Source organism: Streptomyces daliensis, assembly GCF_054782395.1.
The window spans coordinates 27,776-39,811 of sequence record NZ_BAAGSO010000116.1 but is presented as its reverse complement, the minus strand read 5'-3'; the positions used below and the strand labels follow the sequence as shown (position 1 = coordinate 39,811).

The 12,036-nt window shown below is 71.9% G+C and carries 12 protein-coding genes; 6 read left to right on the top strand and 6 right to left on the bottom strand.

All coding sequences use genetic code 11. The features are described from left to right. A partial coding sequence (locus ACYVOO_RS31615) for a putative T7SS-secreted protein (RefSeq protein ID WP_461019146.1) occupies nucleotides 1–718 on the bottom strand: 718 nt, incomplete at its 3' end. A gap of 173 nt (nucleotides 719–891) precedes the next feature. Here ACYVOO_RS31615 and ACYVOO_RS31610 point away from each other — a divergent pair. Together ACYVOO_RS31610 and ACYVOO_RS31605 are read left to right on the top strand one after the other, a co-directional pair. After that, complete coding sequence (locus tag ACYVOO_RS31610; RefSeq protein WP_461019145.1) at nucleotides 892–1,041, top strand: hypothetical protein; 150 nt, start codon at nucleotides 892–894, stop codon at nucleotides 1,039–1,041. Between the two features lie 278 nt (nucleotides 1,042–1,319). Continuing rightward, nucleotides 1,320–1,643: a MerR family transcriptional regulator gene (locus ACYVOO_RS31605; protein WP_461019144.1), complete on the top strand. Its 324-nt coding sequence runs from the start codon at nucleotides 1,320–1,322 to the stop codon at nucleotides 1,641–1,643. Nucleotides 1,644–1,801: 158 nt separating this feature from the next. Here the strand turns inward: ACYVOO_RS31605 and ACYVOO_RS31600 are convergent, their stop codons facing one another. The 3 genes from ACYVOO_RS31600 to ACYVOO_RS31590 form a co-directional block, all read right to left on the bottom strand. Beyond that, a complete protein-coding gene (locus tag ACYVOO_RS31600; RefSeq protein WP_031058283.1) occupies nucleotides 1,802–2,005 on the bottom strand; it encodes a cold-shock protein in 204 nt (67 codons plus the stop codon). 312 nt (nucleotides 2,006–2,317) lie between these two features. Next, entirely contained in the window at nucleotides 2,318–2,512 is a 195-nt protein-coding gene (locus ACYVOO_RS31595; protein ID WP_461019143.1) for an SDR family oxidoreductase, read from the bottom strand. A gap of 33 nt (nucleotides 2,513–2,545) precedes the next feature. Next, a complete protein-coding gene (locus ACYVOO_RS31590) occupies nucleotides 2,546–3,562 on the bottom strand; it encodes a hypothetical protein (RefSeq protein ID WP_461019142.1) in 1,017 nt (338 codons plus the stop codon). A gap of 179 nt (nucleotides 3,563–3,741) precedes the next feature. Between ACYVOO_RS31590 and ACYVOO_RS31585 the strand changes: the two genes are divergently transcribed. Both ACYVOO_RS31585 and ACYVOO_RS31580 read left to right on the top strand, forming a co-directional pair. Continuing rightward, nucleotides 3,742–6,123 carry a heavy metal translocating P-type ATPase gene (locus ACYVOO_RS31585; protein WP_461019141.1) on the top strand — a complete coding sequence of 794 codons (2,382 nt, stop codon included), beginning with the start codon at nucleotides 3,742–3,744 and terminating at the stop codon, nucleotides 6,121–6,123. A gap of 141 nt (nucleotides 6,124–6,264) precedes the next feature. Further along, on the top strand, nucleotides 6,265–7,341 hold the full coding sequence (locus tag ACYVOO_RS31580) for a YncE family protein (RefSeq protein WP_461019140.1): 1,077 nt from the start codon (nucleotides 6,265–6,267) through the stop codon (nucleotides 7,339–7,341). Between the two features lie 91 nt (nucleotides 7,342–7,432). Here the strand turns inward: ACYVOO_RS31580 and ACYVOO_RS31575 are convergent, their stop codons facing one another. Both ACYVOO_RS31575 and ACYVOO_RS31570 read right to left on the bottom strand, forming a co-directional pair. Continuing rightward, a complete protein-coding gene (locus tag ACYVOO_RS31575) occupies nucleotides 7,433–8,977 on the bottom strand; it encodes a hypothetical protein (RefSeq protein ID WP_461019139.1) in 1,545 nt (514 codons plus the stop codon). A 119-nt stretch (nucleotides 8,978–9,096) separates the two neighbouring features. Further along, on the bottom strand, nucleotides 9,097–9,540 hold the full coding sequence (locus ACYVOO_RS31570) for a MarR family winged helix-turn-helix transcriptional regulator (RefSeq protein WP_461019138.1): 444 nt from the start codon (nucleotides 9,538–9,540) through the stop codon (nucleotides 9,097–9,099). A gap of 118 nt (nucleotides 9,541–9,658) precedes the next feature. Here ACYVOO_RS31570 and ACYVOO_RS31565 point away from each other — a divergent pair, with 118 nt between their 5' ends. Further along, nucleotides 9,659–10,216: a quercetin 2,3-dioxygenase gene (locus ACYVOO_RS31565; RefSeq protein WP_461019137.1), complete on the top strand. Its 558-nt coding sequence runs from the start codon at nucleotides 9,659–9,661 to the stop codon at nucleotides 10,214–10,216. Continuing rightward, entirely contained in the window at nucleotides 10,213–11,172 is a 960-nt protein-coding gene (locus ACYVOO_RS31560; protein ID WP_461019136.1) for an alpha/beta hydrolase fold domain-containing protein, read from the top strand. The genes ACYVOO_RS31565 and ACYVOO_RS31560 overlap by 4 nt, the downstream gene beginning before the upstream one ends. Nucleotides 11,173–12,036: the final 864 nt, after the last annotated feature.

The window sequence follows — 12,036 nt, the reverse complement described above, 5'->3', positions numbered from 1 at the left end:
CCATCCCCGCCAACTGCATGGACGCACCATCCACGCCGTCCTCGACCAGGAACTCGAACTGCTTGAACAACCCCCACCCGGTGTCCGCCGCACCACCGAGGAAGTCCTTGCCGCCCTGCTTCCACGCCTCCCAGCCCTCGGGCTTGTCCGGCGCCTTCTCCGCCGCCCGCGCCAACGTCCGCTTCGAGGAGGAGACGACCCCCTCCAGCTCCTCCTCCAGCCGATCCAGCCGCCGGTAACACGCGTTCAGCGCCGCGATCCCCGGATCATCCTCCGGCGGACGCTCCGGCAGCGGGTCGTCCTTCCGCTCCACCGCCGCGTTGTACGCATCCACCTCCCGCCAGTACCGCTTCGACGCCGCCCGCGCCGCATCCGCGTCCTCCACCAGCGGCTTCACCCGCCCCTGCACCGACCGCAACTTCTCCGCATACGCATCCAACGCACCCGCCGCCGCGGAGAAATACTTCCGCGCCGCCTCCAACTCCCGCGGCAACGCCCTCGTCGCGTCCTTGAACCCCTCCGAACCCGCACCCGTCCAGTCCAACAACGACAAATCGTCCAGCTTCGCCAACCCGTCCCTGAACGCCCCCGCATACGCGCGCAGCTTGACGACCAGATCATCCACATCACCCGGCGACCCGAAGATCACATCCGAGGGCTTCGCACCCGGCGGAATCCGCTCAACAGCCCCGCCCTCCACCGCGTCCTTCTGCGTCACGCGACCGTCCCCCTGGGCAGCAACTCCAGCATCGCGACCTCTCCCCCGTTCCCCCGCGCCCCCCCGCTCACCTCCGGATTCAGCACCGGCTGAGCACTCGCCGGGCATGATCGCACACGCGGTCCCGCGCCGTGCTCCCGTGCGAGGGCGGCTCGGCGCGGTAGCCTCGAAAGGTGCCTGACTCTGAGGAGCCGCTGTTCCGCTACGAGCGGCGCGGCAAGTACCCCGGTTACAAGCTCAACCCCCGCAACCCCACCGGCCTCGCCCTGATCATCGTCATCCTGGTGGGATTCATCCTCTTCGCGGCCATCACATTGCTCTGATCCGTCGCCTCTCGACGGCTCCGCCCGTACCGCCACGCGACGGGTGGGGACCGGCGCTCAACCGCCGTCCGGCCCCGTAGAAAATCTGCCGTGGCCAAGGTAGACATTCCGCCTTGCCCTAGCTAGCATCTTGCCCATCACCCGATGAGAGAGCATCTCGACGGCCCGGCAGACGACGAACTGCCGGGAATGCGTGAAGCAGGCATATGAAACCGATCCCAGGGCCTCGGCGCGTGCGCGCCGGGGCCCTCGGCCCGTGAGGAACCATGGAAGGTGCGATGGACCCAGAAGCACAGAGCATCGACAGCAAGTTCGACGATGAGGATTACCCCGCCTACAGCATGGGCAGGGCGGCCGAGATGCTGGGGACGACTCCCGGGTTCCTGCGGAGCCTGGACAAGGCGAAGCTGATCAGTCCGCTGCGGTCCGAGGGCGGTCACCGCCGCTACTCCCGCTACCAGCTCCGTATCGCCGCCCGCGCGCGGGAACTCATCGACGACGGTACTCCCCTGGACGCCGCCTGCCGCATCATCGTGCTGGAGGACCAGCTCGAAGAGGCTCAGCGCATCAACGCCGACATCCGCTCCCGTCAGAACGGTTAGCCGTCGAGCCGCACCGCCGCTTTCCCGGCGCCCGCCCCCGCGCATACGAACCGCTGAAAGCAGGAATTCGGCCCCATGACGCATCTGGGGCCCGGAAAACCAACGAGCTGTGGCCCGCACCCTGGGGTGCGGGCCACAGCTCGTTGAGAGCGTCAGCTTCAGGCGGGAACGATGTTCTCCGCCTGCGGGCCCTTCTGGCCCTGGGTGACGTCGAAGCTTACCTTCTGGCCTTCGAGCAGCTCACGGAAGCCGGTGGCGTTGATGTTCGAGTAGTGAGCGAAGACGTCAGCGCCGCCGCCCTCCTGCTCGATGAAGCCGAAGCCCTTTTCCGCGTTGAACCACTTAACGGTGCCAGTAGCCAAAATACATCTCCTTCGGGGCGGTACCCGGAACTCGCACTGTGCCAGCGCCGGAGCTGCCGCGATGATTACCCGTCCGGAAATACCGAAATACGCAGGCACCCCGCGGAGAAAACTCTCCGCAAGAGCACCTGAAGTCTTTGGGAACCACAACTGCAACTGCGATCAACGCTAACACGGCAACGCCCCCTGTCAACGGATTCGATCTCAGCGGCGTCGGCACGGAAAATAAACCTCGGCACGCACTCGGAAATTTCTGCCGCGCCCGTATCAGATATTCTGCCCCCCGGGTCGTCGGCAGCCCGTGAGCCCCGGTCAGCCGGTCAGATAACCACCGGAGACATCGACGTCCGTCCCGATCAGCGGCGCCGCCTCGGTGGAGCCGAGCCACATCATCACCCGGGCCATCTCCTCGGGTGCGAGGACGCGGCCGACGGGATAGTCCTGGGCGATCTGCTCGTAGGTGACGCCGAAGGCTTTCGCGGCCCTACGGAGCATCGGGGTATCCACCGCGCCGGGGGCGAAGGGCGTGCGGCCACGCCGTCAGTGCTGATGCCCGTCGGTACCCTCGGTGGCCCCGACGTCGTCGGTGTCTTCGGCGTCTTCGGGCTGTGCGCCCGCGCCGCCCGCGTGGACGGTGAAGGCGGCGGTGCGCACCTTCCCCTCGTGCCGGAAGTCGAGGAAGAGGCGGTACGCGCCGGGGCTGGGGGCCGTCGCGGTGAAGGTGACGCCGGGTCCTGGCTTCGTGGTGCCGTCGCCGGGTTCACCGTTCGGGTGAACGTGCAGATAGGCGAGGTCCCCCGCGCGCAGGGCCACGAGGTGGCCGTACGCGCCGAGGTAGGGCTGGAGATCGGTGACCGGCCTGCCGTCCTTGGTGACGGTCAGCTTCAGCTCGCGCGCCGCTCCCGGGCGCAGTGATCCGGAGAGCGCGACCTCGTAGCCGTCGACGCGGGCTGTGGTGGTGGCCTTGGGCAGCGCCTCCGGTGCGTAGGTGCCGGTGGCGGCGAGGTCGGCGCCGAGGGTGACGCCCTCGCCGCTCTCACCGCCCTTCTCACCGGACCCGTCCCCGGACCCGGCGGGCTTGAAGTCGGCGAACGCGCGGTAGCCGCCCGCCTCGGGCAGCTCGGTGGTGACGCTCCATGTCCCGTCGGCGGCCCGCTCGGGGTGGAGGTGGCGGTAGCCGGTGAGATCGCGCGAGGCGACGATGAAGTGCAGCTCCTTGCCGTGTTCCCGCTCGTACGCGGTGACCTTCTCCCCCTTCTCGTCGAGCACGGAGAAGCGCAGCTCGGTGCGCTTGCCCGCCGTGACGCGCGGGGTGTGGAGGTCGAGCGTGTAGCCGGCGTCGGAGATCTGGAGGCCGCCGGGCAAGCCCTGGTGCGCCCTCGCCTCCCCCGTCTGCCCCTCCTTTTCCTTCTCGTGCTCCTTCTCGTGCCCGTCGCCGTGCGCGGCGGGCCGCTCCCGCGCGACGACGGGATCGACGGCCGCGCCGACGCCCCAGGCGGCGCCGAACGTCGCGGTGAGCGCGGCGGCGAATGCGGTGATCTTCAGTCCGTTGTGCATGGCGGTCTCCTGACGCGAGGACGCGGACAGTGGGGTGGTTCCGTCAGCTCAAGATACCCCCCAGGGGTACCTTGTCAAGCGCCGGGAACGGCTTGCCATTCATACGGGGCGGGGGTATACATGGATCACATGGAGATACCCCCTAGGGGTATACCGTCGCCATCGTCTCAGGAGCAGAGATGACCACCACCACGACCGGCCCCGCCGCGCAGGACGCCCAAGCCACCCAAGGCACCCAAGACGCCCGGGTCGAACTCGCCATCGGGGGCATGACCTGCGCCTCGTGTGCGGCGCGTATCGAGAAGAAGCTCAACCGCATGGACGGCGTCGAGGCCACCGTCAACTACGCGACGGAGAAGGCCAGGGTCACCTTCGGCCCGGACATCGCCGTACGGGACCTGATCGCCACCGTCGAGGCCACCGGCTACACCGCGCGGGAGCCGACCCCGGAGCCCCCGCCGGGCCGGGCGGACCGGGCGGGTCAGCAGGACCCGGCACACGCGACGCCCCCGACGCACGACGCCGAGGACGACGCCCTCCGCCCCCTGCGTCAGCGCCTGCTCACCGCCGTCGTCCTGGCCGTCCCCGTGATCGCGATGGCCATGGTCCCGGCCCTCCAGTTCACCTACTGGCAGTGGCTCTCCCTGGCCCTCGCCGCGCCCGTGGTCACCTACGCGGCCTGGCCCTTCCACCGGGCCGCCTTCACCAACGCACGGCACGGCGCGGCCACCATGGACACGCTGATCTCGCTCGGCACGTCGGCCGCGTTCCTGTGGTCGCTGTGGGCCCTGTTCCTCGGCACGGCGGGCGAGCCCGGCATGACGCACCCCTTCGAGCTGACCATCGCCCGCGGCGACGGCGCCGGGAACATCTATCTGGAGGCCGCCGCGGGCGTCACCGCCTTCATCCTCGCGGGCCGCTACTTCGAGGCCCGCTCCAAGCGCAAGGCGGGTGCCGCGCTGAAGGCGCTGTTGGAGCTGGGCGCCAGGGAGGTCACCGTCCTGCGCGACGGACAGCCCGACGGACAGCCCGACGGACGGACCGACGAACGGACCGGCAGCCGGGAGGAGCTGATCCCCACCTCCGCGCTCCAGGTCGGCGACCGCTTCCTCGTCCGCCCCGGCGAGAAGATCGCCACCGACGGCACCGTGGTCGAGGGCGCCTCCGCCGTGGACGTCTCCATGCTGACGGGCGAGTCCGTGCCCGTGGAGGCCACCGTGGGCAGCGCCGTGACGGGTGCCACCGTGAACGCCGGGGGGCGCCTGGTCGTCGAGGCCACCCGCGTCGGCGCCGACACCCAACTGGCCCGGATGGCCAGGCTGGTGGAGGAGGCGCAGAACGGGAAGGCGGCGGCGCAGCGCCTCGCGGACCGGATCTCGGCGGTCTTCGTGCCCGTCGTGATCGCACTCGCCCTCGCCACGCTCGCCTTCTGGCTGGGCAACGGCGCGGGCCTGACCGCCGCGTTCACCGCGGCCGTCGCCGTGCTGATCATCGCCTGCCCCTGCGCCCTCGGCCTGGCCACGCCCACGGCCCTGATGGTGGGCACGGGGCGCGGGGCGCAGCTCGGCATCCTGATCAAGGGTCCGGAGGTGCTGGAGTCGACGCGGCGCGTGGACACCGTCGTCCTGGACAAGACCGGCACCGTCACCACGGGAAAGATGGCCCTGCTCGCCGTGCACACCGCCGAGGGCGAGGACGAGGAGGGGGTGCTGCGTCTCGCGGGCGCGTTGGAGCACTCCTCCGAGCACCCCGTCGCGCGGGCCGTCGCCACGGGTGCCGCCGCCAGGGTCGGCGCGCTGCCCGTGCCGGAGGACTTCGCCAACGTGCCCGGACTGGGCGTCCAGGGGATCGTCGAGGGGCACGCGGTCCTCGTCGGCCGGGAGAAGCTGCTCGCCGAGTGGGCCATGGAACTGCCCGCGCCCCTGGCGCGCGCCAAGGCCGAGGCGGAGGCCGCCGGGCGTACGGCCGTCGTGGTGGCCTGGGACGGGGAGGCACGCGCCGTCCTCGTCGTCGCGGACGCGGTGAAGCCGACCAGCGCGGAGGCGGTGAGGCGGCTGCGCGCGCTGGGGCTGGCCCCCGTGCTGCTGACCGGCGACCACAGGGCGGCTGCCGAGGCGGTAGCCCGCGAGGTCGGCATCGGTGCGGACGAGGTGATCGCCGAGGTCATGCCGCAGGACAAGCTCGACGTCGTCAAGCGGCTCCAGGGCGAGGGCCGTTCGGTGGCGATGGTCGGGGACGGGGTCAACGACGCCGCCGCGCTCGCCCAGGCCGATCTGGGCCTGGCGATGGGCACGGGCACGGACGCCGCGATCGAGGCGTCCGATCTGACCCTCGTGCGGGGCGATCTGCGCGCGGCGGCCGATGCCGTACGGCTCGCCAGGAGGACGCTCGGCACCATCAGGTCCAACCTCTTCTGGGCCTTCGCCTACAACGTCGCGGCGCTGCCACTCGCCGCGGCCGGGCTGCTCAACCCGATGATCGCGGGTGCGGCGATGGCCTTCTCGTCGGTCTTCGTCGTCGGCAACAGCCTCCGGCTGCGCGGTTTCAGGGCCGCTTCCTGACGCCCGACGGGAGGGAGGTGGGGCGGGGAGGGCGGCGGGGCGAGTGGGACAGCGGGAAGGTCAACTTAGGTAAGGCTAAGCTAACATCTCTCTCGAACGCCTCTCCTCCAGAGGCACTTCCGTGAAGGAGACCGACGCCGCATGTCCTCGTCCTCACCCACTCGCCGCGCCCTTCGCACCCTCGCCCTCGCCACCGCGCTGACCGCGGGCAGTTGCCTGGCCCTCACCGGCACCGCGAACGCGAAAACGGCCGCGCACACCGGCCACTCCGCCGGGTCGTCCGTCACCTCAGGGGCCCTCGTGAAGGGCCTCTACCAGTCCGCGTACTCCGAGCGGAACGACGTGCTGTGGGCCACCGCCTCCGTCGGCAGACCGCCGGTCGCCTCCTCCAGCCTGCTGAAGGTGGACCCGGAGACGCTGAAGGTGAAGGACACGGTCACCCCGCCCGTCACGGACCCGGCCACCGGCGCCGTCGAAGCCGTCTACGGGGTCGCGGTGGACGACGAGCACAACACCGTGTGGACCACGAACACCCGCGACGACTCCGTGGCCGTCTACAGCCAGCGCTCCGGCGAGCATCTGGCCACCCTGCCGGGCGTGGCGCACGCCCGCGAGGTCGTCGTGGACGAGCGGCACGACACGGCGTGGGCGAGCGGCTTCAGCGACGGCAGCGTCGTCGCGTTCGACACGCGCACGTACAAGGAGAAGAAGCGCGTCACGGTGGAGGGTTCGAGCCCGGCGGGTCTGACGGTGGACGAGCGGACCGGCACCGTCTACGCCACCGACCTGAACGGCGACCAGCTCATCGGGATCGGCCGCCGCAGCACGACACCCCGGCTCATACCGGCGGGTGACGGACCCATCTCCGTCTCCCTCTCGCGGGACGGCCGCACCGCCTACACCGCCGACCAGACCGGCGGCACCGTCTCGGTCATCGACCTCCGCAAGGGCGCCGTCAGCAGGACCGTGCCGACCGGCGCTGGCGCGCTGTCCGTGGCCACCGACGCGCGCTCGGGCCGCGTCCTGGTCGCCAACCGCACGGCGGGCGACGTCACCGTCGTGGACCCGCGCGCGGGCGCCGTCGTCGAGACGCTGGCCACCGGCGCCAACCCCAACCACGTCCAGACGGACGAGGGCGGCGCCGCCTACGTGGTCGACAAGTCCGGTGCGGGGCCCGGGGGCGAGGACCAGGTGCACCGCATCCGCGTGGGCCGCTGAGGCCAGGGGGTCCGGGAGCCCGGGGGCCCGGCACATCGCCGGGCCCCCTTCAACTCCCCCGTCAAGCCCCCCTCGGACTCCCCTGCGACGGTCAGCGCAGGAAGCTGCCGAAGAGCGCCTTGGTGACGGCGCCGCCGACGTCGTCGGGGTCGAGCGCCGCGGCCGACTTCGTCGTCAGCCCTTCGGCGGTGCCGCGCAGCGCCCACACCGCGCCCGCCGACGCGTTCTCCGCCGTCGAGGAGACGGTCAGATCGCGGTGGCCGTCGCCGTTGATGTCGAGGAGTTCGCAGGCCGCGCCGAACGCGTCGTCGTCCTCGGCGACACCGGGCACGCCCTCGGTGTCCTGGTGCATGACCTGGCTCCCGGTGCCGGTGACGCCCGACTCGGTGCCGTGCAGCAGCGCGAACCCGCCCGCGTCCGTCAGCCCGCCGAAGTCCTCGCCGCTGATGCCGAGCGCGACCTCAGCGCGGCCGTCCCCTGTCACGTCGGCCACCGCGACGCAGGAGCCGACGCGGTCGCCGTCCTCCTGCGCGCCGTAGAAGCCCGGCAGGGACTGGTCGAAGGACTGTGTGCGGGTGGTGGAGGGCCCGGAGGCCGAGCCGAAGGAGATGGTGACCTTGCTCGTCGCTTCGTTGTCGCCGACCACCACGTCGTCGTAGCCGTCGCCGTCCACGTCGCCCACGCCGATCGCGCCGCCGTAGCCGGGCACGGAGGACTTCGTGAAGCCCTTGGCGCCGCCGAGCAGTACGCCGTTGCCCCACACCCCGTCGCCCTCGTACCGGTGGGTGACGATGTCGTCGCGGCCGTCGCCGTTGACGTCGCCCGTCGCCTGGCCGACGGTGGGGCCGCTGACCGAGTCGGGCCCGTCGATGCACGAGTCGTTGGTGGCGCACTCGGCGCCCGGCGCGTCATCGTCGTAGCCGTTCCACTCGGACTCGTCCAGGAAGTCCACCTTCGCGGCCGGTACCCCCGCACGCGAGACGGGCCCCTTCCACAGGTTCGCGGGCTGGGCCGGGGGGTCGTCGCCGTAGCTGCCGGGGTCGCCGAAGAGGGCGAGGTCGGTCTTGCCGTCGCCGTCGAAGTCGCCCGTCTGCGGGGCCTGTCCGAAGCCGGCGATCGCCGTGCCGCCGGTCAGGCCCGACGCCGAACCCCACAGGATGACGCTGCTCGCGCCCTCGTCCTGGGAGCCGATGACGACGTCGCCGAAGCCGTTCCCGTCGAGATCGCCCTTGCTGAACGTCGCACCGAAGCCCTGTTTGGCGACGGCGGATCCCGGCACTCCGCTCGTGGAGCGGCTGACGACCGTACGGCGGTCGGGATCGATGCCGTCCTCACCGCCGTACGTCACCGCTACATACCCCGCCTGGGCCTGGCCGGAGACCGTGCCGCCGGGGGCGCCGGTGACGAGGTCGGCGAAGTTGTCGCCGTTGATGTCAAAGGCCGCCGCCTTCGCCTCCGCCTTTGTCCCCGCCCTCTCCGCCGCGTGCGCCTCCTGCGGGGCGAGCGACCAGGCGGTCAGGCCGCCCGTCACCAGCAGCGCCGCGGCCAGTGGCGCCGCGGCACGGGCGCCGCGCGCTCCGCGGTCACGTCGGGCAGCGGGGGCGCTGCGGACATCCGGGCGTCTTATGTGCGTCATCGCCGCTTCCTTCTGTTGTCAGCCTGCCGTCAGACCACGTACACCCCTGTGGACACACGGGGAACAGCGAAGGTTGCACACCCGCGACGGGGCGCGACGAGAGCGCCGGAACCGGCCGGTCAGTCCGCTTCCGGCCCCGGCGGCTGCCCCCAGGGGGTCTCCAGCGCGGCGCGCAGCGCGGCGACCGTCGAAGCGCCGATACGGTCGGCCAGCTCCCGCTCCAGATCGGCGAGGACGCGTCCGGCCCTGTGGTGCACGCGCTCGCCCGCCTCGGTGCGACGGATGAGGCGACGGCGGCCCGAGTCCGGGTCGGGAAGCTGCTCCAGCAGCCCTCCCGCGACCAGTTCGTGCACGGCCTGGTGCGCGGTCTGCCGGGTGACGCCCATCCGGCGGGCCAGCTCGGAGACCGTGGTGCCCCGCTCGTCGAGCACGGCGAACAGCCGCGCCTGGGTGGGCGTGACGGGGGTCTCCCCCGCCGCGGCGAGCGCCGACAGCAGCGCCTCCTCGAACCAGCGCCGGGCGTCCCCGAGCAACTGGGGCAGGTCACGGCGTGTGGCGGTCATGCGGTCCTCACATGCGGGCGGTCGGCAGGGGGTGTGCGACGAGCGTAGCGGCGCGGTGTTGACGAGCGGCGTTCTATGTCAGGTACCCTGACATAGAACCCGTTCCCTGGGAGAGAACATGACGATCGAGTACGCCACCCGCTACCGCCGCTCCTCGGCCATTCCCGCCGAGCCAGGCAAGCCCTACTTCATCGAGAAGGGCGAGGGTGACCGCGCCCATCTGTTCGGCGACCTGATCACCATCTACGCGGGCGGCGAGCAGACCGAGAACCTCTTCAACTTCTTCACCTGCGAGGGCCCCAAGGGCGACCTCATCCCGGCCCATGTGCACCCCGACACCTACGAGGTCTTCTACATCGCGAACGGCGCCGTCCGGCTCTTCGTGGAGGACACGGAGGGGACGCAGCAGGAGAAGCTGCTGACGTCGGGCGACTTCGGCTTCGTCCCGAAGAACTGCCCGCACGCCTACCGCATGGAGCGGCACCACAGCCAGGTCATCGGGGTCGCGGCGGGGCCCGGCGGCACCTTCGAGCGGTTCTTCGAGACGCTGGGCGCGCCCGCCGAGGGGCGCGGGTTGCCGCGCGAACCCGTCGTACCCTCCCCGGAGAAGTTCGGCACCGTTCCCCAGGAGTACGACGTGCGATTCCTTCCCGGCCACGAGTGGCGGACCCGGTGAGCGGGGCCGGGGCCGGAGCTGGGGCGTCCCTGCCCCTGTCCCCGTCCGCACCCGAGCCCGCGTCAGGGCCCTCGCCCGAGCTGCTGGGCCTGATCGGCACGCCGCACCCGGACGTCGCACCCCTGCCGCCCGCCACGCCGTGCGCTTCCGGTGTGAAGCTGCTGCGGGGCGTGCCCTACGCCGTCCCCGAGGGCGGCCGTCCCCTCGAACTCGACCTGTGGCTGCCGCCGGCCGCCGCCGAAGGGCCCGTACCCGTGGTGCTGTGCGTGCACGGGGGCGCCTGGCGGCGCGGGCGGCGCGAGGACATCGGCTTCCGGATGCGCGAGTGGAACCCCGGGCCCTTCGCCCGCCTCGCGGCGTCCGGTGTCGCCGTGGCCAGCGCCGACTACCGGCTCAGCGGCGAGGCCACGTTCCCCGCGCCGCTGGACGACCTGCGTGCCGCGCTGCGCTGGCTCGGCCTCCGCTCCGGCGAACTCGGCCTCGACACGGCGCGTACGGTCGTGTGGGGCGAGTCGGCGGGCGGCCATCTCGCCTCGCTGCTCGCCCTCACCGTCACGGACCCGGCCCCCGTCGGTGCGGTCGTCTGGTACGGGCCGAGCGATCTGACGACCCCGCGCGGCGGCTTCGACCCGCACTCCGACGCGTCCCCGGAGGCCCTGCTCCTGGGCGCGGCCCCGGCCGACGTGCCCGAGGCGGCCCGCGCGGCCAGCCCGGTGGCCCACGTACGCACCGGTGCGCCGCCGTTCCTTCTCGTCCACGGGGAGCGGGACACCATGGTGTCCCGCTCGCACAGCGAGGAACTGGCAGCGCGGCTGCGGGAGTCGGGCGTGCCCGTCGAGCTGCGCTATGTGCCCGGCGCCGATCACGGGTGGTACGGGGCGAGCGACGCACAGGTGGAGGACGTCTTCCAGCGCTCGCTGCGGTTCGTGCGGTCCCCTTCGCGGGGGGCGGAATGAAACGAGGGGTTCCCGCTTCACGGGGGTGTTGCGCGGGACGGTTGCCCTGTGTGGTGCGCACTGTAGGGTCCCGCGCTGATTTTTGTGCCGCAGCACGTGGTGCGGGGTGCTGCGCTGGGCTGGGCGCCGTTGCCGGGTGCGGCTGTGTGGCTTCGGCGCGGCGTGTGGTCCCGGTTGTTCGCGGCTGGCGCCGCGTGATTCGTGGTGCCCGACGGTGGCCGTGTGGGGTACGTGTTCTACGGTGTCCGGTGCCGCGCCGGGGTGTCTCCTCGGCGTGAAGGTCTCGTCCTTGTCTCTCCGCCGGTGACTTGCTCGTCCTGCGGGGACACCCCACCGCGTCCCCGTCCCGCCGGTGGCCCGCTGCCACTCCGGGTGGGCTGGGGTCGGCTCCTTGGCGTGCGGCGGCACGCCCACCCCAGCGCGGGACCTACGGTCCCCACCGCACGGGCCAACCGTCCCGCGCAACACCCCCTGTGCAGGGGTGCGCCTAGCCGATTGCCCCCTGGGGTTTCGTTCGTGTGCTGCGGGCCGGTGGGTGGGTTGTGCCCACTCTCCCCCAGCTACCGCTGGGAGGTGCCCCCTCGCCGAGCGGGACGCTTGCCCACAACAATGGTGGCGCCGTCGTCTCCAGGGCCCCTCCGGCGCGGCACCGGCCCACGGCCACGGCGAGCCGTCCCCGTCGGCTCCCCACGACAGGGGCGAAGCCCCCCGGGTACAGCACGGGCCGGGCACACAACAGTGGTGGCACCGTCACCGCCCGCAGGGGCGGAGGCCCTCCGACGCGGTACGGGGGCGGGCGCATGGGTGCCGATGAGGCACCCGTCCACAGCATGGCAACAGCCTCAGGGACCACCGGCCGGAGGA

Coding starts and splice junctions, on each gene's coding strand:
- ACYVOO_RS31580 (WP_461019140.1), top strand. CDS start 6,265: ATGTCCTCGTCCTCACCCACTCGCCGCGCCCTTCGCACCCTCGCCCTC.
- ACYVOO_RS31605 (WP_461019144.1), top strand. CDS start 1,320: ATGGACCCAGAAGCACAGAGCATCGACAGCAAGTTCGACGATGAGGAT.
- ACYVOO_RS31565 (WP_461019137.1), top strand. CDS start 9,659: ATGACGATCGAGTACGCCACCCGCTACCGCCGCTCCTCGGCCATTCCC.
- ACYVOO_RS31570 (WP_461019138.1), bottom strand. CDS start 9,540: ATGACCGCCACACGCCGTGACCTGCCCCAGTTGCTCGGGGACGCCCGG.
- ACYVOO_RS31575 (WP_461019139.1), bottom strand. CDS start 8,977: ATGACGCACATAAGACGCCCGGATGTCCGCAGCGCCCCCGCTGCCCGA.
- ACYVOO_RS31590 (WP_461019142.1), bottom strand. CDS start 3,562: ATGCACAACGGACTGAAGATCACCGCATTCGCCGCCGCGCTCACCGCG.
- ACYVOO_RS31585 (WP_461019141.1), top strand. CDS start 3,742: ATGACCACCACCACGACCGGCCCCGCCGCGCAGGACGCCCAAGCCACC.